28 protein-coding genes and 1 pseudogene are annotated in these 24,295 nt (G+C 66.2%); 4 read left to right on the plus strand and 25 right to left on the minus strand.

The window, feature by feature from the left end; all coding sequences use genetic code 11:
• Positions 1-144 precede the first annotated feature (144 nt).
• Positions 145-414: a hypothetical protein gene (locus tag OG716_RS14895; RefSeq protein ID WP_405138213.1), complete on the plus strand. Its 270-nt coding sequence runs from the start codon at positions 145-147 to the stop codon at positions 412-414.
• Here OG716_RS14895 and OG716_RS14900 read toward each other — a convergent pair.
• Positions 411-1,151: a glucose 1-dehydrogenase gene (locus tag OG716_RS14900; RefSeq protein WP_405138214.1), complete on the minus strand. Its 741-nt coding sequence runs from the start codon at positions 1,149-1,151 to the stop codon at positions 411-413. The two genes, OG716_RS14895 and OG716_RS14900, sit on opposite strands and share 4 nt — an antisense overlap.
• Positions 1,152-1,270: 119 nt before the next feature.
• The gene (locus OG716_RS14905; RefSeq protein ID WP_405138215.1) at positions 1,271-1,414 is read right to left on the minus strand and encodes a hypothetical protein; all 144 of its coding nucleotides are present in this window, start codon (positions 1,412-1,414) and stop codon (positions 1,271-1,273) included.
• 237 nt (positions 1,415-1,651) lie between these two features.
• Here OG716_RS14905 and OG716_RS14910 point away from each other — a divergent pair, with 237 nt between their 5' ends.
• Positions 1,652-2,284, plus strand: coding sequence for a TetR/AcrR family transcriptional regulator (locus OG716_RS14910; protein WP_405138216.1), 633 nt, complete (start codon positions 1,652-1,654; stop codon positions 2,282-2,284).
• On the opposite strand, the pseudogene OG716_RS14915 reads toward OG716_RS14910, so the two are convergent.
• Positions 2,280-2,420: pseudogene (locus OG716_RS14915) on the minus strand (nuclear transport factor 2 family protein); the annotation flags it as partial. The gene OG716_RS14910 and the pseudogene OG716_RS14915 overlap by 5 nt on opposite strands.
• Before the next feature lie 498 nt (positions 2,421-2,918).
• Here OG716_RS14915 and OG716_RS14920 point away from each other — a divergent pair.
• Positions 2,919-3,257, plus strand: a complete 339-nt coding sequence (locus OG716_RS14920) for a nuclear transport factor 2 family protein (RefSeq protein ID WP_405138217.1) — start codon at positions 2,919-2,921, stop codon at positions 3,255-3,257.
• A gap of 15 nt (positions 3,258-3,272) precedes the next feature.
• Here OG716_RS14920 and OG716_RS14925 read toward each other — a convergent pair whose 3' ends face one another.
• The 20 genes from OG716_RS14925 to OG716_RS15020 form a co-directional block, all read right to left on the minus strand.
• On the minus strand, positions 3,273-3,896 hold the full coding sequence (locus OG716_RS14925; RefSeq protein ID WP_405138218.1) for a hypothetical protein: 624 nt from the start codon (positions 3,894-3,896) through the stop codon (positions 3,273-3,275).
• A 191-nt stretch (positions 3,897-4,087) separates the two neighbouring features.
• Positions 4,088-4,915, minus strand: a complete 828-nt coding sequence (locus OG716_RS14930) for a helix-turn-helix transcriptional regulator (protein WP_405138219.1) — start codon at positions 4,913-4,915, stop codon at positions 4,088-4,090.
• A 53-nt stretch (positions 4,916-4,968) separates the two neighbouring features.
• Positions 4,969-5,694 carry a DUF6390 family protein gene (locus OG716_RS14935; RefSeq protein ID WP_405138220.1) on the minus strand — a complete coding sequence of 242 codons (726 nt, stop codon included), beginning with the start codon at positions 5,692-5,694 and terminating at the stop codon, positions 4,969-4,971.
• Positions 5,695-5,705: 11 nt separating this feature from the next.
• Entirely contained in the window at positions 5,706-6,791 is a 1,086-nt protein-coding gene (gene hypE / locus OG716_RS14940) for a hydrogenase expression/formation protein HypE (protein WP_405138221.1), read from the minus strand.
• A complete protein-coding gene (hypD, locus tag OG716_RS14945) occupies positions 6,784-7,896 on the minus strand; it encodes a hydrogenase formation protein HypD (RefSeq protein WP_405138222.1) in 1,113 nt (370 codons plus the stop codon). Before hypD ends, hypE begins: the two co-directional genes overlap by 8 nt.
• Positions 7,893-8,234, minus strand: coding sequence for a HypC/HybG/HupF family hydrogenase formation chaperone (locus OG716_RS14950; protein ID WP_327146009.1), 342 nt, complete (start codon positions 8,232-8,234; stop codon positions 7,893-7,895). Before OG716_RS14950 ends, hypD begins: the two co-directional genes overlap by 4 nt.
• Positions 8,235-8,252: 18 nt before the next feature.
• Entirely contained in the window at positions 8,253-10,691 is a 2,439-nt protein-coding gene (gene hypF, locus OG716_RS14955; protein WP_405138223.1) for a carbamoyltransferase HypF, read from the minus strand.
• Positions 10,688-10,960: a HypC/HybG/HupF family hydrogenase formation chaperone gene (locus OG716_RS14960; RefSeq protein ID WP_405138224.1), complete on the minus strand. Its 273-nt coding sequence runs from the start codon at positions 10,958-10,960 to the stop codon at positions 10,688-10,690. Before OG716_RS14960 ends, hypF begins: the two co-directional genes overlap by 4 nt.
• A gap of 3 nt (positions 10,961-10,963) precedes the next feature.
• Complete coding sequence (locus tag OG716_RS14965) at positions 10,964-11,440, minus strand: hydrogenase maturation protease (RefSeq protein ID WP_405138225.1); 477 nt, start codon at positions 11,438-11,440, stop codon at positions 10,964-10,966.
• 1 nt (position 11,441) lies between these two features.
• Positions 11,442-11,561, minus strand: a complete 120-nt coding sequence (locus tag OG716_RS14970) for a DUF6893 family small protein (RefSeq protein WP_405138226.1) — start codon at positions 11,559-11,561, stop codon at positions 11,442-11,444.
• 15 nt (positions 11,562-11,576) lie between these two features.
• Complete coding sequence (locus tag OG716_RS14975) at positions 11,577-12,902, minus strand: hypothetical protein (RefSeq protein WP_405138227.1); 1,326 nt, start codon at positions 12,900-12,902, stop codon at positions 11,577-11,579.
• Positions 12,899-13,549: a DUF6084 family protein gene (locus OG716_RS14980; protein ID WP_405138228.1), complete on the minus strand. Its 651-nt coding sequence runs from the start codon at positions 13,547-13,549 to the stop codon at positions 12,899-12,901. Before OG716_RS14980 ends, OG716_RS14975 begins: the two co-directional genes overlap by 4 nt.
• The gene (locus OG716_RS14985; protein WP_405138229.1) at positions 13,546-14,181 is read right to left on the minus strand and encodes a DUF5947 family protein; all 636 of its coding nucleotides are present in this window, start codon (positions 14,179-14,181) and stop codon (positions 13,546-13,548) included. The genes OG716_RS14980 and OG716_RS14985 overlap by 4 nt, the downstream gene beginning before the upstream one ends.
• Complete coding sequence (locus OG716_RS14990; RefSeq protein ID WP_405138230.1) at positions 14,178-15,095, minus strand: NifU family protein; 918 nt, start codon at positions 15,093-15,095, stop codon at positions 14,178-14,180. The genes OG716_RS14985 and OG716_RS14990 overlap by 4 nt, the downstream gene beginning before the upstream one ends.
• A gap of 27 nt (positions 15,096-15,122) precedes the next feature.
• Positions 15,123-16,919, minus strand: coding sequence for a nickel-dependent hydrogenase large subunit (locus OG716_RS14995; protein ID WP_355127549.1), 1,797 nt, complete (start codon positions 16,917-16,919; stop codon positions 15,123-15,125).
• Positions 16,920-16,929: 10 nt separating this feature from the next.
• Positions 16,930-17,985, minus strand: coding sequence for a hydrogenase expression protein HypE (locus OG716_RS15000; protein ID WP_327146000.1), 1,056 nt, complete (start codon positions 17,983-17,985; stop codon positions 16,930-16,932).
• A gap of 112 nt (positions 17,986-18,097) precedes the next feature.
• Entirely contained in the window at positions 18,098-18,922 is an 825-nt protein-coding gene (gene hypB / locus OG716_RS15005; RefSeq protein WP_405138231.1) for a hydrogenase nickel incorporation protein HypB, read from the minus strand.
• Positions 18,880-19,254, minus strand: a complete 375-nt coding sequence (locus OG716_RS15010) for a hydrogenase maturation nickel metallochaperone HypA (protein ID WP_405138232.1) — start codon at positions 19,252-19,254, stop codon at positions 18,880-18,882. Before OG716_RS15010 ends, hypB begins: the two co-directional genes overlap by 43 nt.
• Before the next feature lie 111 nt (positions 19,255-19,365).
• Complete coding sequence (locus OG716_RS15015) at positions 19,366-19,641, minus strand: hypothetical protein (protein WP_405138233.1); 276 nt, start codon at positions 19,639-19,641, stop codon at positions 19,366-19,368.
• A gap of 62 nt (positions 19,642-19,703) precedes the next feature.
• Positions 19,704-20,060: a VOC family protein gene (locus tag OG716_RS15020; RefSeq protein WP_405138234.1), complete on the minus strand. Its 357-nt coding sequence runs from the start codon at positions 20,058-20,060 to the stop codon at positions 19,704-19,706.
• A gap of 213 nt (positions 20,061-20,273) precedes the next feature.
• Between OG716_RS15020 and OG716_RS15025 the strand changes: the two genes are divergently transcribed.
• Positions 20,274-23,072: an ATP-binding protein gene (locus OG716_RS15025; protein ID WP_405138235.1), complete on the plus strand. Its 2,799-nt coding sequence runs from the start codon at positions 20,274-20,276 to the stop codon at positions 23,070-23,072.
• Between the two features lie 4 nt (positions 23,073-23,076).
• On the opposite strand, the gene OG716_RS15030 is transcribed toward OG716_RS15025, so the two are convergent.
• Entirely contained in the window at positions 23,077-23,343 is a 267-nt protein-coding gene (locus OG716_RS15030) for a hypothetical protein (RefSeq protein WP_405138236.1), read from the minus strand.
• A 69-nt stretch (positions 23,344-23,412) separates the two neighbouring features.
• Positions 23,413-24,165, minus strand: a complete 753-nt coding sequence (locus tag OG716_RS15035) for a trypsin-like serine peptidase (protein ID WP_405138237.1) — start codon at positions 24,163-24,165, stop codon at positions 23,413-23,415.
• Positions 24,166-24,295 lie beyond the last annotated feature (130 nt).

A 24,295-nucleotide genomic window follows, 5' to 3' on the forward strand; every position in this document is an offset into this window, starting at 1 on the left:
TCACCCGCGCCCTATTCCGCGCGGGTGACGGTGGTTGCCTCGCCGGAGGTTCTGGTGCCGCTGGTTTCAGCGTCTCGCAACGTGGAAGGTCCAGCGTCTAGTTTTCGGGGGCGAACAACACTGCATTCCAAGGAGACTCCACTGATGATCACCCCCATCCGTACCGCGGTGGCCGCCGCGAGCGTATTCGCCGGACTGCTCGCCCCTGCCGCGATGGCCGCCGCCGCGCCGCTGGCGCTCACGCCTGCGGCGCAAACCGCCGATTCGGTGGCCGGTGCCGGCGGCACCGGATCGTTCGACCCGTCGCCGACCGGATCGGCGAACCTGATCAAGTCTTTTCAGACCGGTTCGGGCCAGTGCAACAAGGGTCCACTCCCGGTCCTCGACGGGTCGGCCGCACCCTGGTGCGGTTAGGCGCGACCGGCGGTCATGCCGCCGTCGACGATGTACTCCGCACCATTGCAGTAGCTTGATTCCTCGCTGGCCAGGAAGACCACGAGCGGGGTCACCTCTTCGGGAACTCCCAGTCTGGCAAGCGGATTCGAAGCACGATCGACGGTGACCTCGCCGGTCGCGCCGAGCATCGGGGTGAGGATGCCGCCCGGGTGGACCGAGTTGACGCGGACACCGTGGGGAGCCAGTTCCAGGGCCGCCGACTTGGTCAGGCCGCGGACGCCGAATTTGGATGCGGTGTAGGCGTGCACACCGGCGACGCCCTGGATTCCGGCGGCGGAGGAGATGTTCACGACGGCGGCGGGGCGCGCCGCGACCAATGCGTCGCGGGCAGCGGTGAGGCCGAGAAACGGCCCGGTCAGATTGACGGCAATGACTGTCTGCCATTGCTTTTCGGTGTACTCGCCGAGCGGGCCACCATCGAAGATCCCGGCGTTGTTGACCAGAACATCGAGTTTGCCGAAGCGCCGGACGGTTTCGGCCACCGCCGCCGTCCAGTCCTCGGAGCGAGTGACGTCCAGATGGATGAAGGCGGCCCGCTCGCCGAGTTCCTCGGCCAGCCGCGCACCCGGCTCATCGGTGATATCGCCGATCATGACGGCGGCGCCCTCGGCGATGAAGGCGCGGGCGTGTGATGCGCCCATTCCCGAGGCCGCGCCGCTGATCAGCGCGACACGACCGGACAGTCGGCCACTCATGGTGTCTCCTCGATCGGTGTGGTCGGCCGCCACGGATCCGGGACGACCTTCTGAACCCTGCCGAGAAGTGAAACACGTGCCAATCAGTAATTCAATCGTTGATTGAATCCGCTGGACCGCTATCGTCCGGCAAGCATGTCGAGCGAGACCTGCCACAGCCGTTCGGCATCACCGCGGTCGAGCGCGTAAGGGGCCACACCGCGGCGAATGCCGGGCTGATGCGGTTCGGCCTCATTGCAGTCCTCGAAGTAGCGACCGCTCACCCCTTCGAGGAGAGGTGAGGTGGCCAGCAGCACCGAGGTGGCCGCGCCCCCGTAAGGTCCAGGCCCGCAATGACTTCCGATGCGGTTGATTGCGAACCGAAGGGCGTGGTGACCCGACTGATACTCATCACACTACTTCTTCCTGACGACGCTCTACACTGATAACCGGAGCCGGGTCCGCTTACCCGGCATAAGCGGACCCGGCTCCGTTTATCAACAGTCAGGAGACTTCGAAAAATGCCCCCCGCAGGATCCCGGCCCCTGCGCGCCGACGCGCAGCTCAATCACGACCGCGTCCTCGAAGCGGCCGCGCAGGCCTTCGCCCGCGAGGGCACTCAGGCCTCACTCAAAGCGATCGCCAAGGACGCGGGCGTCGGCATCGGCACGCTCTACCGCCGCTTCCCCACCCGCGAGACCCTGGTCGAGGCCACCTACCGCAACGAGGTCACCCGCCTCTGCGACTCCGCTCTCGACCTACTGTCGAATGTGCCCGCACCCCAAGCACTCCGAATCTGGATGGACCATTTCATCGACTTCATGGCCACCAAGAACGCCATGGCAGACGCCCTGCGCACCCTGCTCGTCTCGGAAGCCGACATCATGCACACCCGCGCACTACTCACCGGCGCCCTGGCGGAACTCCTGACCGCCGGCACCGCCGACAAAACGATCCGATCGGACATCGACCCGACCGACGTCCTGATGAGCCTGGGCGGAATCACCCTCATCGCAGGCGAACTCGACCAGCGCGACCTGGCCCGCCGCCTACTGGACCTCCTGATGGACGGCCTGCGCTACTTCCCACCCGGCGCTCGACAAACCGCCACCGCCCGTCACGCCAAGCGAAGCTGTCGTGATAGCGGCCACTAGCGATGGGCTGCAAGGTCAATTCAGGCAACGCCTGCAGGACCGTGAAGTAACTCCGGCACCCAGCCGTACCCGCAGCCTCGTCCACCTCGATCGCGAGATTGGCGGTGATGTGCTTGGTCCGAGGCGTGCCGATCATGCACCCACCTTCAGTTCGCTGCCACTCATTGTCGAGCGGGTAGCCCGCTCGAGCGCGAACGAATCCGGAGTCGGTTCATCGGTCATGGCGGCTCCTAGAGAGCCTGGACAATCGGATGATGTCGTCCGGTTCACTGTAGTGACGTTCTCACCAACAGCGGTGAAAGCTGTTCGATGAGCGTGCTATTGACGCAGGGCCCGGCCGGCGCGATCAGACCAGCCGCAATTCGCGCGCAGCCTGATAGCTGTCGGTGCCGAGAGCCTTGCGCAGCTCCTGAGCGTTTCGTTTGGTTCTGGTGGCGACTCGCCTGTATTTCATGAATAGATGCATATATTTCTATGTGCACACTTCTCGCTGGTGCTACAACCGCCGAGCGCGGTCCTGGGAGCCGGGCACCCAGGAACACCGCAGCCTTCTCCGAGTCCATGGATCGGCCGAGGATGGGTCGAAAGTGCCGTAGAGCTAAGGGGAATCGTGGTCGCCGTTACCGAGAAGCAAGTGGATGCGTGGGTCGAGCGGTATGTGCGGGCGTGGAAGACGGCCGATCCGGAGGATATCGCCGGGCTGTTCACCGAGGAGGCCGAGTATCACGAATGGCCTTATGAGACTTCGTGGATCGGTCGTGCGGCCATCGTGGACGGATGGTTGGGGCGGGAGGCATGGCAGCAGGGCGGGTGGGAATTCGAGTGGTCGGTGCTCGCGGTCAATGGGGATACGGCTGCTATCGAGGGGACGGGTGTTTATCGCAAGCTCGGGACGTTCGCGAATCTGTGGACGGTGACCTTCGGTGAGAAGCGCCGCTGTTCGGTGTTCCGGATGTGGAACAACGAGCGCTGAGCGTCTCGCGTCCGGTCAGGCGGGTTCCGCTTCGAGGTCGAAGGTGATGCGGTCGGAGGCAATACCGTTGATACGAAATTCGATTGCGCGGCCGCCGGGATAGTAGCGGCGGGTGCTGATCGGGCGGAACGAGTGCTCGCGGTCGATAGTGTGCACTTCACCGGGGGCGAGGGTGCAGGTGGCGAGTTTGAAGGTTTTGCCGGTCTGGCCGCCGTTCGCCTTGCGGTGGTGGATGACGTAGTCGATGGACAGTCGCGCCGCTTCGGTGCCGGTATTGCGGATGGTGGCGGTGAAGCGGATGCTGCCGCCGGGCGCAACGGTCCTCCGGTCCAGTAGCGGACCGTCGATTTCGACTGCGGCATGGGCGAATCCGAGCAACTCCAGTGCCGCCGGGTGGCTGGCTTTGATCAGGGTGCGCAGAGCGTGGCGCACCAGGCGCGCGGTATCGGCCATCGCGTCATCGAACGCGGTGTTGCTGTCCTCCTCCACGGCCCGAGCCGCGATCGCGCTGGTGACCGGCCAGATCAGCCACCCCCCGAATGGCTCCGAACCGTTGGCGGCGGTGCGCACGACACCGGCGAGTTCGGCGTACGTGCCGGGCACATCCGCCAGGAGCGCATGCGGAGCAGATCGGCGCACGGTCGCAGCGCGAGGGGGCCAAGCTTGCCAGGCGCGGCTCGCAAAGCGGTCAATTCAGCTGTGGGCGCGGCCTTTTCGATCGCGCCGAGCAGATCGCGCGCGGTGCGGTCATTGATGAGTTCATCAGCGAAGGGCATGACGTCCGACACTCCTGTGTGCTGGTTTCTCGAGGTATCACTGCCAGGACGAGCTCAGGCCGGAGCAGACATGTCAGCGAGATAGGTGAGCGCTTCCTCGCTGCGACTTCCGGGCTCCGGGGTGCCCACGAGTAACTGCTGGCCGGGCGCATCGCGCACATCGAAGGTCTGATAGGTCAGTTCGATTCGCCCGGCATCGGGATGGACGAAGACCTTGAACGCCCGATCGAGACCCCCGACCTTCTGATCGGCCCACAGCGTACGAAACTCCGGGGACCTCTCGGTGAGCTCGGCGACAAGACCGCTGATATCCCGATCCGCCGGGTAGTGCCCGGCATTCAGGCGCAACGCATGCACCGTGGCGGCGGCCACCACGGGCCACTCGGCGAAAACGGTCCTGGCCTCCGGATGTGTGAACAGGATGCGCGGCATATTCCGCTCGGCACCGAACGGCGCCAGCAAGGCCTCGGCGATCGAATTGGCCGCCAGCACGTCGAACGCCGGTCCCAGCACATACGCGCCGGCGCGGGGGAACGCATCGAGCAGTTGCAGCAGCGACGGGTGCACCCGGTCCCGCGAACTCTCGGGCAACACACGGGGATTCAACCCTGCCAGCCGATACAGATGACCGCGAGCGTCGGCGGTGAGTTTCAGCGCACGCCCAATCGCATCGATGACCTGCGCGGAAGGATTCCTCTCACGCCCCTGTTCCAGCCGTGCGTAGTAATCGGCGCTGACTCCGGCCAGCACCGCCACTTCCTCCCTGCGCAGCCCCGCGACCCGACGGCCCGACCCACCGCCGGGCAGCCCGGCCTCGGCGGGTTCGATCCGCGCGCGGCAGGCCCGAAGGAACTCACCGAGCTCATTGTCACGGGATCCCATGCTGGCGATGATAGCCACGCCGGAACTGGCCAGGGTGTCGCGCACCCAGAGAACTAGGTGCCACCGGCCAGGCGGCGGTTGGTGGCCAGCAACTGATGTTCGGTACTCGTTTGCAGGTCGCGCACCTGCGCGGAGTCGAGGCGGCCGCAGAGCCTGCCCCAGTGCACCGCGACCTGGTCGCCGATCGTCGCCTCCGAGCCGAAACCGTCGGTTACGACGTGCTGCTCCGAGGGTTCCGACAGGCGCAGTACGTGGTCGTCCCAGACCAACCGGGGACCGGTGATCGAGATATCGTCGCCGGAGCGCTCGACAACGGTTCCCCAGCCGATACGGCAGCTGTCGAGGACATGGAGCGGATGTCCGTCCATGCCCTTTCCCAGAAACCGGGACCACGGGTAGACGCCGAATACGTGGAAGCAGTGATTGGCGGCCGCCTCCCCCGCCAGGTCGGCGGTCAGATGCGCCCAGTACTGGCCGGCGAGCGGCCCGATCAGCGAAAGCAGTTCGGCGGTGAACTCCTCGGCATCGAGCCGTGCGCCCAGACCGCCACCGAGCCAATATGATTCGACGAGGCGTGGATCGAGTGGGTCGGCGATCCCGGTCATCCTGGACATGACCCGCAGATATGGCCAGGCGCCCGAGAACCGCCGGGCCGCCGCGCGCACCTGCTCCGGTGCACCGTCGCGCAGGGCGTTGGCCTCGGGCGGCCCGCAATAGCCGAGCCGGTTGGGGGCGTAGGCGTACCGGGCGAATATCTCGGTTCCCGAGAGCCCGGTCATACCATCGCCTTTCAGCAGATCCGTGGCAGCTGTTCGCCGGCGGGCAGGGCAACCACCCGGGTACCTCCCAACGCCGTGCGAGCCACCACCATGCCCGGATGTTCGCTCACACAGACCCCGATGGCTTCGGACCGGGTACCCAGCGGATGCTCCCGCATGGCGGCCAGGACCCGATCCGCGTCCTCCGGTGCGACAAAGGCGATCAGCTTGCCCTCGTTGGCGACATACATCGGATCCAGCCCGAGCAGCCCGCAGGCATCGCGTACTTCGGGAGGTACCGGCAGCTTCCTTTCATCCAGGGCGACACCGACCTTCGCGACCCCGGCGATCTCATTGAGCGTCGCGGCCACCCCGCCTCGGGTGGGATCTCGCAGCACGTGCACGTCAGCGCCGGTGGCGAGCATGGCCGCGACCAGGCCATTGAGCGGTGCGGTATCGCTGACCACCGTGGTCCCGAATTCCAGCCCCGACCGGCAGCTCATCACCGCGACGCCGTGGACACCGATATCGCCGCTGACGATCACCACATCACCCGCGGTGGCCCGCTGCGGGCGGATATCCACGCCGTCGTCGACAATGCCGATACCGGCGGTATTGATGAAAATGCCGTCACCGTGCCCGGAATCGACCACCTTGGTATCGCCGGTGACAAGCTTGACCCCGGCCGCCAAGGCCGCGGTGCCCAGCGCCTTCGCGATATGCGCGATATCGGCGAGCGCCGTTCCCTCTTCGAGAATGAACGCGGTGGACAGCACCATCGGCCGCGCGCCCGACATGGCCAGATCGTTGACCGTGCCGTTCACCGCGAGATCACCGATCGACCCACCGGGAAATATCAACGGCTTCACCACAAACGAGTCCGTCGAGAACGCCAGCCGCGCGCCTCCCAGGGTGATGACCGCCGAATCGCCCATCCCCGCCTCGGCAGCCGAGCCGAAGGCGGGCAGGAACAGATGCTCGATCAACTCCCCCGACATGGCGCCCCCGCCGCCGTGCCCCATCACGATATTCGGTGAGTCCCGCAGCGGCATCGGGCACACCCAGTTCTCCATATCGATCGCCGGAGCGGCGGTCGGCATTCCGATATCGTCAGGCATGAGCCACCTCCGCGGGCAGATCCAGGCGCCGATACAGGTAGTAGGCCGCGCAGGCGCCCTCCGACGACACCATGGTGGCGCCCAGCGGATTTCGCGGCGTGCACTCCTTGCCGAACGCGGCGCATTCGTGCGGTTTGATCAGGCCCTGCAATACCTCGCCGGAGCGGCAGATCGAGGATTCCGCAGTGTGCATATCGCCCACCGAAAAGCGTTGTTCCGCATCGTAATCGCGGTAGCGCTCCGAGAGCCGCCACCCGCTCAGCGGAATGACGCCGATTCCGCGCCAGGCCCGGTCGGTGACTTCGAAGACATCGGTGAGCATCGCCTTCGCGGCGGGATTGCCCTCCAGGGTCACCGCGCGCGGATACGCGTTCTCCAGCTCATGCCTGCCCTCCTCCAGTTGGAGGACGGTGCGGCGGATACCTTCCAGAATGTCGAGCGGTTCGAAACCGGTGACCACCATCGGCACCCGATACTTCTCGGCCAGCGGCGGATACTCCTCGGTGCCCATCACGCTGCACACATGTCCGGCCGCGAGAAACCCCTGCACGCGGCAGCTCGGCGATTCCATGATGGCGGCAATGGCGGGTGGTACCAGCACATGCGAGACCAGCAGCGAGAAGTTCTCGATGCCAAGCCTTTTCGCCTGATAGACGGTCATCGCATTGGCGGGCGCGGTGGTCTCGAATCCGATGCCGAAAAACACCACTTGGCGGTCCGGATTCTCCCTGGCGATATTCAGCGCGTCCAGCGGCGAGTAAACCACCCGGACGTCGCCGCCCTCGCTCTTGACGTGGAACAGGTCCTTCTTACTGCCCGGCACCCGCAGCATGTCGCCGAAGGAACAGAAGATCACCCCTGGTTGCGCGGCGATCTCGAGCGCCTTGTCGATCACCTCGAGCGGGGTCACGCAGACCGGGCAGCCCGGTCCGTGGATCATTTCGATCTGATCGGGCAGCAGCTGATCGATGCCGTGGCGGATGATCGAATGGGTCTGTCCACCACACACCTCCATGATCGCCCAGCGCCGGGTGGTGACGGCGCGGATCTTGTCGAGCAGGTTCTTGGCCAGCTCAGGATTGCTGAACTCGTCGAGATACTTCATGACGGCACCTCTGTATCAGATTGTGGCGGTGCGGATTCGGCTCCCGCGCTGGTGGGGTCTGCGAGACCGGCCTGTTTGGCGGCCAGTGCGAAACCATCGCCGAATTCCTCCTTCAGCACCCCGAGATGCTCGAATTCGGCCAGTGTGCGCAGTGCGGACACCTCGTCGAGCCGCTGAATGGCGAAGCCGACGTGCACCACCACGTAGTCACCGATGGCGGCGTCCGGAATGTATTGCAGGCACACATCCTTGTGCACGCCCCCGAAGTCGACGACGGACATCAGCGTGCCGTCACGCTCCTGGAGGCTGAGCACCTTCCCTGGGACTGCCAGGCACATTGTCGGCTCTCCTTTCACTCAGCCCGCGCCCGAGGCAAGAATCTGCCCGAATGCGAGACCACCATCGTTCGGCGGCAGCCGTCGATGACTCAGGACATGGAATCCGTTTTCCCGCAGCACAGTTCGTGACTGCGAAAGCAGTAGGGCGTTCTGGAAGACGCCGCCGGACAGGGCCACGGTGGTCGATTCGCCGGCGAAGGCGTTCGCCAGTTCCAGGACCAGCCGGGCGACGGCATCGTGAAAGCGCGCGCCGATCACCGCGGGTGCGACACCTCCGGTCGCATCGCGGACGACTGCGGCGATCACCGGTGCCGGATCGATGACGACGGGGTCCGCCTCCCGGTCGATTCCGAACCGATACGCCGTCCCGGAGGTGCCGGCTGCCGGATCGATACCGCGCGAGATGCCTTCGAGCTCGATCGCCGCCTGCGCTTCGTAGTCGGCGATGTGCCGCACACCGGCGAGCGATGACACCGCGTCGAACAGCCGGCCCATGCTCGAGGTCGGCACGCACCCGAGCCCGGTCTCGAATTGATGTGCCAGCACTCGTCTTTCGTCTGCCGGACAGGCCGCCACCGCGCTGATATCGTCCGACCACTCGATTCCGGCCGCCCGCAGATGAGCGAGCGCCATGCGGTAGGGCCGCTGCACACTGGCATCACCACCGGCCAGCGGAACGTATTTCAGATGTGCCAGCCGCCGGTATCCCTTGTAGCCCGCCAGCAGTACCTCACCGCCCCACACCGCGCCGTCCGGGCCGAAACCCGTGCCGTCGAAGGCGAGCCCGACCACTGTCGCCGATTCGCCGAGGCCGTGCTCACCCATGACAGAGGCGATATGGGCGTGGTGATGCTGGACATTGCGCACGGGCCGCTCGCCCGCGTGCTGGCGCGCCCATGCGGTAGACCGATACAGCGGATGCGCATCGGCGGCCAGCTGAATCGGCCGTACTCCGGTGAGCACCTCCAGATGCCGCTCCGCCTCCTCGAAGGCGCGCAGGGTGGCCAGATCGTCCATATCGCCGATGTGCTGGCTCAGCCAGGCATAGCGGCCGTCCGCGACCGCGCAGGTGTTCTTGAGGTCGCCGCCGATCGCCAGGGTGGGCGGCACCGGGACCGGAAGTGCCAGCGGCAGCGGCGCGTATCCGCGCGAGCGCCGGATCGGCAGCTCGATACCGTCCACCACGCGGACCACCGAATCGTCACAGGGGACGAGAATGCGGCGGTTGTGCGACAGCCAGCCGTCGGCCAGCTCGGCCAGGCGCTCGCGGGCGCCGGCATCGTCGTAGCAGATCGGTTCACCGCCGAGATTGCCCGAGGTCATCACCAGCACCTGCGGGCCGGGGCGATCACCGGGGCCGCCGAAGAGCAGTACGTGCAGCGGGGTGTACGCGATCATGATGCCCAGATCCGGATTGCCCGGCGCGAGCGAGTCGGCCAGCGCACCGGCCTTGCGAGCCAGCAGCACGATCGGGCGCTGCGGGCCGGTCAGCAGGGCGGCACTCGTCTCGTCGACCTCGGCGATCGTGCGGGCGGTGGCCAGGTCCGGGACCATGACGGCAAATGGCTTGTCGCCGCGGCGTTTCCGGCGGCGCAGCTGCGCCACGGCGGCCTCGTCGGCGGCATCGCAGGCCAGGTGGTATCCGCCGATACCTTTGACGGCGAGGATTCCGCTCGCGCGCAACAGTTCTCGTGCCTGCGCGAGCGCGAACTCGCCGGCATTCCGCGGGGTCTGCGTGAGCACATCGTCTTCGGGGTGTCGCACAGCCTGCGCGAGCACATTCGCCTCGACACTTCGCCAGGCTCGCGAGAACGCGATACTGCCGGTATTGCGTTCCTCCACAGGGCTTTTCGATCCCGGTGACAGCCCTCCGGCGGACCGGGCATCGAACGTCAAGGTCGGCCCGCACTCGGGGCAGGCGATCGGCTGAGCGTGGAAACGCCGGTCCGCAGGGTCGGCGTACTCGCGGGCGCAGCACTCGCACATGGCGAAGTCCGCCATGGAGGTCCGGTCACGGTCATAGGGCAGATCCGCGATGATCGTGAAGCGCGGACCGCAGTTGGTGCAGTTGATGAACGGGTGCCGGTAGCGGCGGTTGCCCGGATCGGCGAGTTCCCGGGCGCAATCGGCGCACATCGCGACATCGGGTGAGGCGAGGGTGCGCCCGCCGCCGGTGCGGGAGGTGCCGGCAATGTGGAAGCCCGTGCCGCCACGCACGGGGATATCGCTCTCGCGCACCGATTCCACGACGGCGAGCGGTGGTGGCCGCTCACGCATCCGGCGCGCGAATTCCGCGAGATCCGCCGGTGCGCCTTCGACTTCTATGATCACGCCGGAACTGTCGTTGGAGACGCTGCCCGACAGCGCCAATTCGGCCGCGGTGCTGTAGACGAAGGGCCGGAATCCGACACCCTGCACCACACCCGCGACCAGCAGCCGCCGACGCGCGCGTCTCATGGGAAGTCACCGGACGGGAAGCCACCGGACGGCTCGTCACCACTCCCGAGCAGGCGCAGTCCGGCCAGTGCCGATGCCGCACCCGCCTCGTCGGTCTTCTCGACCACGAAGCCCATGTGAATGATCACCCAATCACCCGGTTGCGCCGGATCATCTTCCAGCAGACCGATATTCACCTTCCGCTTCTCACCGGAGACATCCACCAGGGCGACCTGGTTGTGGTACCCGTCGAGAATCTCCACGACGCGTCCCGGAATACCCAGGCACATGGTTCACTCCTCCCCTGCGGTGGTCAGCAGCTCCGCGAGCACCCGATCCACCGCGGCGACGGCGGCGTCGAGGGCGGCCTCGACCGGTTCGGACAGGCCCATGCGCTCGTCCACGGATTCGATCTGGCAGCCGACCACAACGGTGCGCGGCAGCTGTCCGCCGAGCGCGCGCACACTCGCGAAGACGGCCTCCGGATTCATGGCGTGGGCATCGAGCTGCGCGGCGCCGGAGGCATTCGGCTCCGGCGCGAAGATCCTGATCTCGCCCGGCACGCCGTGATTCGGTATCGCATCGATCAGTACCAGCGCGGCCCACGGGTCCAGCAGGTCGTAGGCCAGGTGCATACCGCGAATCCCGTAATCGACCACGCGCACAGCGGTATCCGGATGCCGCGGCAGTCGCCGCACCACCTCCGGGCCGAAGCCGTCGTCGCCGAGAAAGATATTGCCGATACCGGCGACCAGCACCCGGGCCGTCATCTCACATGTGGCGAATCTTCAGGTAGCGCCGTACATCCGGTATCGATCGGACACCGAGGTACAGGCCTGCCACCACGACCACACCGATCACAACGGTCGCGATCACTCCCATTACTTCCATGGCGGATACTTCCCTTCACTTTTCCGGGCTGCTGACAGGTTCGATTTCGTCGGGTGCGAAATAGAGGTAGCGGCCGTACCATTCGTGCAGGTCGGCGGCGGGGTCGTCCTCTATGACCACGCCGACGTGGGCTTGGCCGTCGACATCCTCGTGCACCGTGGTGACCCGGGCGATCTGTCCGTCGAAGAACAGGTCCTGGGCATCGGCGCGACGGGACGGGTGCAGGCGCACGCGGCTGCCCTTGCTGACGCGAATGCCATTGACCGACACCGCATCCGACTCTGGTGCGACGGCGGTGTCGGCGAGCGGATCCCACCAGTCGACGCCCTCGGGGATCTCCGGCACCAGGCGGGGCTCGCCGAGATGCGGATCGCGCAGCACACCGTGCAGCTGCTGCATGGACTCCGGTGTCATGGCGTCACAGCGGTCGATGATCTGTGCCGCACGGGGATCGGTGGCGCGCGCCTGCGCCTTCTCCTCGTCGGTCATGGTCATGACGCGCAGGGTCAGGATCTCGTCGATCTCGGTGGAGTCGAACAGCGCTCCCTCGCTCTGTTCGGCGATCCGCGGGTAGTCGTAGAGGATGATCGGGGAGATCAGCAGTGTGCTGCGATCACCCTCCGGTCCCGCGAGGACCGGGAAACATCGGTGATGCACACAGCGCTCCGCGGCAGCTGCCGCGTCCTGCTCCGGTTCGAGCAGTGAAATGAACTGTCCGCCTTCGAGTTCGGCGATGACGTGTGCGCCGATGAATGAGCGGGCGATGGCATCGCGGCTATCGGCCGCAGGCGCACCGGCATTGCGCACCCGCACGGTGAATCGCAGGTAGGGACCGTCCTTTTCGGCGGCCAGGGTAAGCTCCCCCGCCAAGGAAAAACGCGTTCGCACCAGCCGCCCGGCCGGGTCTCCCCCGGCATCGCAGATCTGCTCGACCTCGGTCCCGCCCGGCACCGACAACGGCAATGTCATGTCATCGGGCGGCATCGGCCCGAAAGCGATCTCACCTTCGACGGCTTCGTCCCAGGTGATCCAGGACTGCGCGCCGACGACCAGTTCCGCAGTCGGTGTCCCGTCCCGGTCCTGCGCCTCTCGGCGCTGCAAGTGCAGGAAGCGCACCGCGAGCTGGATCGAGGCTCCCTCGCCCGCCTCGATGAGGCATTGCGCGGAGATCTCCGCGTCCTCGCCGAACCCGGACCGCGCCGCGCCTTCGGGGCCGAGTACCCCGAATTGCCAGCGGGACTGGTTCTTTCCCGATGTCGAACGGTAGGGGTAGAGCAGATAGCCCTCGTACAGGACCGCGTCGGCGACGGCACGGACGGCGGCGGAACCGGGAGCGTTCATGACGCCGCCTCGGCCGCGTGGGCCAGCAGCTTGGTCACCGCGTCATCGAATCCGAGCAGACCGTGACTGGATTTGTAGGCGGCCAGGGCGGCGAGGGTTTCCGAGGTCAAGCGGACGTATCCGTCATTGGGGAAATGCGCCGCGACCAGGTCGTGCCAGACCGAGACCGGCATGTCGAACTTGTCCTCGCGATCCCAGGGGATCTGCTGAATCGCGAAACCGGTGGTGCCCTTGAAGAATACGGTCCCGCTGAACAGGAAGATCAAGGGCACCGTGCCCTCACGCAGCGCATGCAGATACTTGGATCCGGTGACCTCGAAGTCATAGGTGACCGGCATCGGCAGATCCACCTCGGTCCCGCCGTTGAAGCCGGGAATCATGGTGGCGCAATGCATCCAGAGGAAGGACCGCTGGGTATCACGCCAGCGTTCGCGCGGCCCGAACAGATCGACCAGGCCGCTGCTCTCCTCATCGGTGTAGGAGCGGCGGTACGGTTCGATCCGCACCTGGGCCCGCAGGGCGATGGCGTGGACCGGGTCCTCGCCGAGCGCGGCGATACCGACGCGGGCGGACAGGATCGGCGCCACCGCATACGGTTCCGGTTCGATCCCCATGACCGAGAAGGTGGTGGAGTAGACGGGGCTCATCGCACACCGCCGGGCCGCGCGCGGGCGGACACCGTGGCGAAGAAGTCGTCCAGATAGCGGTGCACGTCCTGCCCGCCGTCGAAACCACGCCACAGCGTGCGCATCCGGCCGACGAATTCGTAACAGGCGTCTATGGGCAGCAGCAGGCAGGTGGCCTCGGCGGTGCCGCGCTCGGGTACCCGGATCAGCAGCGCTTCGACATCGGCGGCCAGCACGTCGAGCTCCGGATGACGCTCGCGGACCGCACCCCATTCCGCCAGGGGCAGTTCGGATTCCGTCGCACCGGCCGGACCCGGATAGAACGCGACGGTCCGATCCAGCGCGGAATTGTGGAAGAAGAAGGCGAGGCCGACCGGAATGTCGAGGGCGTCCCACTCCCCCTGGCTGATCGTGAAATCCGGAAAGGACAGATAGCGGTCCGGGACGGCCCGATAGCGCAGGGTGGCATTCCCGTCGATGAATAGCAGATAGCACGCGCGACACACGCACATGAGCTGTCTGCCTTCGACATTCACGACATGCCGATGCTCGTCAGCGATCGTCTCCGCGCACATTTCGCACCGCTCACCGGCCGGGACGACGGGCTTGCGATTGGCGGTGATGCGCTGCAGCACACGGAACGGAGTCGTCATCCGCCGACCCCCACCGGGACGGCCACCGACAACTCACCCGCGCGCACCAGCACCGGCAGGGGTTCGAGGTGGCCGTCGCCGTCGACTCGCGCGCCGGCGTGCACGGCATCGAAATGCGCACGGCACGAGGGACATCGCAGGACGGCGTCACCGACCGGATATCCGACCCGGCGATGCAGTGCCGCGCCCGCTAGCGATTTATCGCAGGACGGGCAGTGATCGCGGTAGGCGAACAGGTCCTCACCGACACGGCAGGCCAGGATGGTCATACCGGCCAGCGCGAAACCGCCCACCTCACCCGGCTGCAACTGTGCCAGTTCCGGTGCGGCGACCCAGCTGCCCGAGGCGTGGCCGTCGGCGTGTACGCGGGAGAACAGCGAATCGGCCGCGATCAGTCCGCTCGACGATTCCTGCTGTGCCGCAGCCACTTCGATGGATTCGATCTCCGGCGCTGCGGCGCGGACAGCATCTTCCACCGCCAGTTCCAGTGTCACCGAGGAGGACGGGCAGGTGCGGCAGCTACCCGAAAGTTCCAGCCGCACCACACCTTCCGCGACACCGAGCAGAGTCACGTCACCGCCGTGCGATCCGAGATAGGGCCGCACACTGTCCAGGGCCGTCTGCACCCGGCGATGCACGTCATGCGGATGCATTCCGTGTACCAGGAGCAGACTGGCCACCAGATCGTCACCGGCCAGCCGGTCGACGGTGTGCGCGTCGACCAGCTGCAGCACCCGCGCCAGCGCGGCGCCGTACAGATCGGCGACCTCGCGCACCAGCTGCTCGGCGCGCTCCCTGGCCACCGCGCCGCCGGCCGAACTGGCATCCAGCAGCGTCTCTATCCGCTCACCGGCTGTGCGCCAATAGCTCTCGTCGACAGCGCCGTCGTCTCGATCCCCCGGGCGATCGTCCACTTCATCTCTCCTGTCGCCCGGTGCTGTTCACTCCGCGGTGAGTGTCTGTGTCGGGGAGTGCAGTTTCTCCAAGGTTTTGCCCTCGCCGAGATACATGTGCACACCGCAGGGCAGACAGGGATCGAAGCTGCGCACGGTGCGCATGATGTCGATGCCCTTGAAGTGCTCGCGATCGTTCTCCTCGAAGATCGGCTGACCCTGCACCGCATCCTCGTACGGTCCCGGCGTGCCGAAGCTGTCGCGCGGGTTGGCATTCCACGGCGTCGGCGGGTACGGGTGGTAGTTCGCGATCTTGCCGTCCCGGATCACCATGTGGTGCGAGAGCACCCCGCGCACCGCCTCGGTGAAACCGCAGCCGATGGCCTCGTCCGGCACCTCGAACTTCTCCCAGGTCTTGGTGCGGCCGGCCCGGATCTCCACCAGCGCCTGCTCGGCGAAGTGCAGTGCGCACGCCGCGGCATAGGCCTGGAAGTAGGTGCGAGCTCGATTGCGCTCCAAGGTATTACTGCCGAATACCGGGATCTGCCATTCGAAGCTGACCGGGCCCTTGAGCGCGGTCTTGGGCAGATTGATCTGCACGCTGTGGCCCGTGGACTTCACGTAGCCGATATCGACCAGACCGGCCAGCGCCGTCGACCACAGCCGGGCCAGTGGCCCGCCGCCGGTATCGAGCGCGAGATGGTCCTGGCCGTCGTACCAGCGCGGTGACATGACCCAGCTGTACTTGTCGTCCATATCCCGCTTCTGCGGTTTCGGATTCGTGTGCTGGTTCCAGGGGTGCCGCCGGTCCACCGGATTGCCCAGCGGATCGGTCTTCACGAACATCTCCTGATCGGTCCAGTCGTCGTAATACGAACTGCCCAACAGGATTCGGATGCCGAGGTTGATATCGACCAGGGAGGTGGTGACCAGCTTGCCGTCCACCACGACGCCCGGAGTCACGAACATCTTGTTGCCCCAGGCCTCCATATCCTTGTAGGCGAAATTGCACACCTCGGGATCCTGGAACGAGCCCCAGCAGCCGAGCAGAGTACGGCGCAGGCCCACCTGGTCGTAGCCGGGCAGGGCCTCGTAGAAGAAGTCGAACAGATCGTCGTGCATGGGCACGACCTTCTTCATGAACTCGACGTAGCGCATGAGCCGGGACATGTAGTCGGTCATCAACTGGATGGTCGCGACCGTGCCCACCCCGCCGGGGTACAGCGTCGAGGGATGCACATGCCTGCCTTCCATCAGGCAGAACATCTCGCGGGTGTACCGGCTGACCTGCAATGCCTCCCGGTAGAACTCACCGGTGAACGGGTTGAGGGCCCGCATGATGTCGGCGATCTTGCGGTAGCCGTGCTCGCCCGCATGCGGTGCGTCGGTGTTCTCGGCCTTGGCCAGCACGCTGGGATTGGTCTCGGCGACCATCCGTTCGCAGAAGTCCACGCCGACCAGGTTCTCCTGGAAGATATTGTGGTCGAACATGTACTCGGCGGCCTCGCCGAGATTGACGATCCATTCGCCCAGATGCGGCGGCTTCACACCGTATGCCATGTTCTGGCAATAGCACGAGCACGTCGCGTGATTGTCACCGCAGATACCGCAGATGCGGCTGGTGATGAAGTGCGCGTCGCGAGGATCCTTGCCGCGCATGAAGATCGAATAACCGCGGAAGATGGAGGAGGTGCTGTGACACTCGACCACCTCACGATTCTCGAAATCGATTTTCGTGTAAATGCCCAAACTGCCGACGATTCTGGTGATCGGATCCCACGCCATTTCGACGAGACTGTCGGGATCGATCTTTCGGTGCGACGGCTCCGGGATGATCTGTGTCATCGAGCTTCTCCTACCAGGTGCGCGACGCGCCGGTTTCCAGCTTTTCGCCCTTGTGCCGCCAGCGCGGCTCTTTGTCGACCGTGCGACCCGTGATGTGCCGCAAATTGCGGATCACCGATCCGTAGAGCCCGGATGCCGTGGACGACAGTTTGCCGCCGGGCGGCTCGTCCATGAAAGGCATGAATTTGTCGGGGAATCCGGGCATCGTGCAGCCGATGCAGATACCGCCGACATTCGGGCAGCCGCCGACGCCGTTGATCCAACCGCGTTTGGGCACATTGCATTTGACGACCGGACCCCAACAGCCCAGTTTGACAATGCATTTGGGCGAACCGTACTCGGTGGCGAATTCGCCCTGCTCGTAATAGCCCGCCCGGTCACAACCTTCGTGCACGGTGGCGCCGAACAGCCACTTCGGCCGCAGCGCCTCGTCCAGCGGGATCATCGGGGCCTGACCGGTCGCCATGTACAGCAGATAGGTCAGGGTCTCGGAGAGGTTGTCGGGCTGGATCGGGCAGCCGGGCACGCAGACGATCGGAATGCCGGCCTTGCTCTTCCAGTCCCAGCCCAGGTAGTCCGGGACACCCATGGCGCCCGTCGGGTTACCGGCCATGGCGTGAATGCCGCCGTAGGTCGCGCAGGTCCCGACCGCGACGATGGCGGTCGCCTTGGGCGCGAGCCGGTCCAGCCATTCACTGGTTGTCATGGGCTGCCCGGTGGCCGGATCGTTTCCGAATCCGCACCAGTAACCCTCTTCGTGCAATTGCTCATTGGGGATCGAGCCCTCGACCACCAGGACGAAGGGTTCCAATTCGCCGCGATCGGCTTTGAAGAACCATTCGAGAAAGTCGTCGGCGCCGCCGGTCGGGCCGCATTCGAAATCGATGAGCGGCCAGTGCACCGCAATTTTCGGCAGACCCGGAAGCGCCCCGAGTGCAATTTCTTCGATGCTCGGCTGAGTGGCGGCAGTCAGCGCCACAGAGTCACCGTCACAACTGAGGCCGGCATTGATCCACAAGACATGGATCAGCGTTTCTTCGGCTTTGACTGCTTCCTGAGTTGGCACGGAAGCCACCCTTCTGGAGCACGGACACGCTGGTGATGGTCTCTCCCTATGTGAAGATCATCACCTGAACGTGACCCCGATCACATGAGTCTAGGCTCGGCCCCCAGCGTGATCAAGGCCGGTCGGAAGCAATCAGCCCGCACTCCTTCGCGAGCCACGCATACCAGGCCGGAACGCCTTCTCCTGTGGTCACCGACATCGGCAGAATTTCTACGCCCGGATGCACCGAACGCGCGTATTCTCGGCATTTCTCCAGGTCGAAGTCCACATACGGAAGTAAATCAATCTTGTTTACGATGACGAGCCCGGCGGCTGCGAACATGTGTGGATATTTGAGTGGTTTGTCGGTGCCCTCGGTCACCGAGATCACCACAACCTTGCTCCGCTCGCCCAGATCGAACAGCGCGGGGCACACCAGGTTTCCGACATTCTCGATGAACAGCAGCGTGCCGTCCGCAGGCTCCAGGGTGTCGAGTGCCCGGCGCATCATCTCGGCGTCGAGGTGGCAGCCCGCGCCCGTATTGATCTGCACAACGGGACAGCCGGTGGCCCGGATCCGCTCGGCATCGAGCAGGGTCTCCTGATCGCCCTCGATCACCGCGATCGGCGGCTCGCCGAGCTCACGGATGGTGCGCTCGAGCAGGGTGGTCTTACCCGCGCCCGGTGAGCTGGTCATATTGAACGCCACAATCTTTCGCTGTTCGAGCCAGGCGCGATTGTGACCGGCGAGTATGTCGTTCTTCGCCAGAATCTTCTGTTCCAGGGTGATCGTCTCGGTCACCGGCAGGTGGACATGATCTGCCCCGTGCTCATGGTCATGATCGTGGCTGTGCTGATCGTGATCATGGCTGTGCCCGGCGGCGTGCTCGTGCCCGTGTTCGTGCGGGACGGTGATCACGGCCGCCGTATCGTTGCCGCATCCGCAGGTTGCGCACATTCTTCGCTCACTTCCATCGACCGGATTTTGAGTTCCCGCCCGGAGGTCACATCGAGATCGGCACTTCCACAGGGGCACAACAGGATCAGGTCGACCAGTGTGAATTCGGCGCCGCAGGATCGGCAGTTCGCCCTACCGGGGACCAGCTCGATTTCGAGCCGGGCTCCAGCGGCAACGGTGTCCTCGGTGGCGAGCTCGAAACAGAACCGCATCGCATCGGGAACCACCGCGCACAGCGCGCCGACCGCAATGGTGACGCTGTACACCGTCCGGCCCGCCGCGTGCTCACACACGGCATCGACCACACTCTGGGTGATAGCCATCTCGTGCATCACAGGCCTCGTTGTATCGAAGGACCACTTCGAGGCTACCGCTGTCGGTCCGGCAGATATAGCGGTTCCGGTGACGGATACCGGTTCCGCCGTGTGGACCGCTGACCAGGTTCACCGCTGCCCGACGCGCTCCTGACCCGTACGCCGGGACGCGACGACCAATGCCGACGAGTACTCGAGCACGCGCCGACCAGACAGGCGACGTAGTTCCCGGACCGGACCCACGCCCATGTGCGTGTCGCTCGCTCCCTCCACCACGGTGAAGATGCTCTCGAACACCCACTCCGGCAATGCGTGCGAGGCCGGATCCGGCAGCGGGATCTTCCCGTAGATGAGCCGTAGCCCGGCGTCCTCGATCTCGGCCTCTGGCAACAGTTTTCGGCGCACTGCCGAGGTGCTTGGCCTCGATCATGCTTCTTCCTTGGAAAGATGAGCGACGGGGCAGGTGCTTATCGGTCCTGGATGAGCCCGAGGACATTGCCGTCGGTATCGGCGAAGGTGGCCACCAGCCGGCCGCCGCCGACCTCATGTGCGAGCTCCTTGACGGTGGCTCCGGCGGCGGTCACCTCGGCGAGCTTCGCCTCGATATCCGGGACGTGCCAGTAGGCGACCGGTGCGGTCAGATTCTCGGCGCCGCCGGCCGGGACCAGTCCGATGTGCTGACCCTCGGTGTCGAAGCCGACGTAGAAGGACGAATCGGTCTGCGGCGGAAGGCCGAGCAGTGCGGTGTACATCGCCTTGGCCGCCGACAGGTCCGACACGGTGTGCAGCACGGTCTTGATGCCTTGAGTGGAAGAGGTGCTCATGATGACTCCTGAGGTAGTGGGCCGAAGCGACCCGATCACTGCGGCTGGTGAGCCGCTCTGGACGTGGTCATAGCTTGGCTTCCGGCGCCACCGCCCCACATCCGTGCCGATCACGGAACCCACCACTGATCGGGGCACGGAACACCTGCGTGCACTACGGGAATCCACCGGCAGGTACTGGGAAGGAAGCCGATATAGGGCAGGATGAGAACCGTGGTGGCAACAGTGGAGATCTCGGCACGGGAAGCCGAGGTGCTGGCGCTGCTGGGAGAACACCTCAGTAATGCCGAAATCGGTGCGCAACTGTTCATTTCGGTGCGCACGGTGGAGAGCCACGTGTCCTCGCTGCTGCGCAAGCTGGAGGTTCCGGACCGGCGGGCGCTCGCCCAGCGGGCCGCCGAGCTCGCCCGCACCGACCGATCACATCCGGCCCCGGTCCTGCCCGCCCCGCTGACCTCGTTCATCGGCCGGACGCGGGAGCGCGCCGAATTGGCCGAGCTCATCGAAAAGCACCGGCAGGTAACCGCGGTCGGCCCCGGTGGTGTGGGCAAGACCCGGCTCGCGCTGTCGCTCGCCGCGGACGCGGCGAGCGAATTCTCCGACGGCGTGTGGTTCGTCGACCTGGTACCGATCACCAGCTCGGATATCTGTGTGGTCGCCGGCACGGTCGCCAATGCCCTCGGCATCGGCGAACAACCCGGCCGCGGCATGGACGAGTCGGTCCTGGCCGCACTGGCCGACCGGCATGCCCTGCTGGTGCTGGACAATTGCGAACACGTGCGAGATGGCGTGGCGCTGTTCATCGAACGCCTGCTCGCGGCCTGCCCCCGGGTGACCGTGCTCGCCACCAGTCAGGCCCGGCTGATGGTGCCGTTCGAACGGGTCTACCCGGTCCCGCCCATGTCCCTGGCCGGTGAGGGCGAATCGGATGCGGTCATGCTGTTCATGGACCGCGCGGCGGCGAGCGGCTGGCCGCCGAATCATGCTCTCCGCGATCAGGTCTCGGAGTTCTGCGGCCGACTGGACGGCGTGGCGCTGGCCATCGAACTGGCCGCCGCCCGCTGGACCACACTCGGATTGGACGGCCTCACCGAGGGTCTGTCCGATCAGCTGCGAATGCTGGCGGGCGGCGCGCGCGGCGATGACCGGCACCGCTCGGTGCGGGCGGCGCTGGATTGGAGCCACGGGCTGCTGGAGCCCGAGGACCGCGTGCTGCTGCGCCAGGTGTCGGTGTTCATGAAATCGTTCACCGTGGCGGCCGCCGCGGAGGTCACCGACTCCGAAAAGGCCGTTGTCGCAGACAGATTGGCCCGGCTCGTCGAACAGAGCCTGCTGGTGGTGACGGCGACCCCGCACGGCACCGAATACCGGGCGCTGGAGACCATCCGCCAGTACGGAATCGAACAGCTCACCGAGGCAGGCGAACTCGTTGACGCCCGGACCCGGCACCTGCGCTGGTGCCTGGCCGCAGCCGCCGATCTGACCGTCGCGCGCTCGGACTGGCGGGCCGGATTCGACGCGGTGGCAGACGATTTCCGCGCCGCCATGGCATGGGCGGCCGACCGGCCGGAGCAGCGCGCGGAGGCGTACCGCTTCGCCCGATATCTGGCGGACCTGTCCTTCACCCGGCACCTGACCGGCGAATCCCAGATGCGCTATGAGCAGGCGGCCGCGCTCGCCGATGACCCGGCCGCCGGTGCGGCGCTGCTGCGGAGCGCGGCCGCGGTGGCCGGATGCCAGATGCGCGGCGACGATATGTACCGCCTCCACCGTGCCGCCGCGGAAGCCTCCCTGCGTGCCGGAGATACCGCAGGGGCCGCCGCCGACCTTGCCACCGCCGTCACCGTCACCTACCGGTTCGGCAGCAAGTTCGCCCGCATCCTGCCGCAGGACGAGGCGATCGCAGTGATCGACCAGGCGCGGGCATCGGCGGGCGATGATCCGGCCGCCCTGGCCGCGGTGGCGCTGGCCGAAGCCGGTAGTGCGCTCACCGAGGCATTCGCTGTCGCCGAATGTGCGCCCGGCACAGTCGTACCGGACACGATCGCGGGCGCCGAACGGGCGGTCGAACTCGCGCACCGCACCGGCGACCCGCTCGCCGAATCCGCCGCGCTCGACACCCTCGCCGGCACGCAGAGCTGGGGCGGTGACCCCTTCGCCGCAGCGGCCACGGCACGGCGGCGGATCACGCTGCTCTCGTCCGTCCAGGACACTCCGGCGGGGATCCACGAGTTGATCGACGCGCTCGGCGAGACCACCGAGGCCTGTCTCGGCGTGGGAGATCTGCGGGGCGCTCGGCGGTGGGCGAGGCAGCTCGCGGATCATCCGCTGCTGGCCGAGGTCGGGCACCGCGCCACGTGCTGGTTGCTGGTGGTCGACGCGCTGGCGGGCAATGCCGGCGAAGTCCGCACCCGCAGTGTGCGATTCCTCGAATCGTGGCACCGCAGCGGCAGTCCTGCCGGATCGGTTCTCGGCGCGGCGGTGGCCGGAGTGGAGCTGATCCACGGTCTGCGCGCGGACGACGACGCCTGGTCCGAATGGACCTCCGTCATGAACCAGCTCGACACCCCACCGGAACATGCCTACGGCTACAAGGCCGTCTTCGACTCGATCCTGCTGCTGCACGACGGCCGCGCAGACGAGGCGCTGGAACGAATGGCGCCCGAGCCCGGCGAGGTCTGGCGCTGGCTCACCTGGATCTGGCTGCACTGGTATGTGGCGCTACGCGCCGAGGCCACCGTGCTCGCCGGAAGCCCTGACGCCGGTGCACGTTTGAGCGAGGCCCGCACCATCGTGGCCGGAAACCCCATAGCCACAGCGATTGTGGACCGCGCCGAAGCCTTGTTCACCAAAGACCAGGACCAGTTGCTCACCGCAGCAGCGGCATTCGACGCCGCGCGCTGCAAGTACCAGTCAGCACGAACCCTGGTCCTCGCCGGCGGCGAGCATGCCGCGCGCGGTGCGGCCACACTGGCCGATCTCGGCCTCGCGCCCATGGCTCCACGCCAGTAGAAGGTCAGAGGAAGACGCGAGCGACTTCCAGCCACTGCTGTGCGTCCGCGCCCACCGCCGTGAGGCCGGTCTCGGCGAGAGACCTGCGCTGGGTGACTCGAAGGCAGAAGTCGAGGGCACTGCCCTGAATCCGTTGTTCGGCATCCTCCGGGCCCCATACCCAGGTCGCGCCCTCGGGACCGTTCAACTCGATCCGGAAAGGCTCTGCCGGGGTGGGCAATTGGGCATCGTAGAACGACAGCTCGCGCCCGGCGACTCCCAATGCGGCCACATGCCGGAGCCGACCCGTGGCAGGGCGTGAGACACCCAGCGCATCGAATACCGAAAGGTCACGTCACTTTCAGCAGTCGTTCGCGAGGAAACCGATCGGGAGCACGTCGCCCTTACCGCCTGCCGCGGCACGGCCCAGGAGCGCTTGGACGTCGGGGCCGAATGGCGTGCTGTACTCCACATCCGGGGTGCATCCGCCCTGTTCGGGTCCGCCGATCACGCCGACGACCTGACCGTTCTGGACCCACGGCCCGCCACTGGTCCCCTCACCGAAACCACCGCAGTGAATCGCGGAGCCATCGGCCACGGCCTCCAGTGGTGCGGTGCAGGTCAGCGGGCGACCGCCACTGCCGAGGGGGTACCCGCTGACGGTAACGGGCTCCCCCGCACGCGGCGCGGCAAGCGGCAGCCCCGGCACCACATCCTCGATCTTCTTGCCGTCCCGCGGCGCGATGCGGAGAAACGCGACGTCATGGCGGGGATCGAAGGACTGCTGCCACGCCGGGTCGATGTACATATCCGTCACCGTCCACACCCCGTCGGGCAGTTCCGCGTCGTGCAGCAGTGGCGCGAACTCGATGAGGGCGCCGGGCCCGAGAACACAGTGCGCCGCGGTCACCAGCAGATCGCGCGAGGGTGAGGCCACCACACCCGCCGAGCAGAAGTGCGGGCCGCCGAGGCGCGGAACCCCACCGAGCGCACTGGGGTAGAACAGCGCCCCGGCCGCCGGAACCGTCTCGACCGGGTACGCGGTCGGTTCATCCGCCCACGCCGACTGCGGCGCCACGAAACCGAGAAGAACCCCACACACAAGAGCCGCCATCCGTCGCATCCCTCGGACCGTAATGCAGCACACGCGAATCGTGAAGCTTCGGAGGCATTTCCGTGTCGGCCCGACTCGCAGTGCGAGGAGGCGGCGATGAAACCGAAAAGACCGGGGCTGCATAGGAATT

The sequence above is a fragment of the Nocardia sp. NBC_01388 genome, from assembly GCF_045040085.1.
Taxonomy (GTDB): domain Bacteria; phylum Actinomycetota; class Actinomycetes; order Mycobacteriales; family Mycobacteriaceae; genus Nocardia.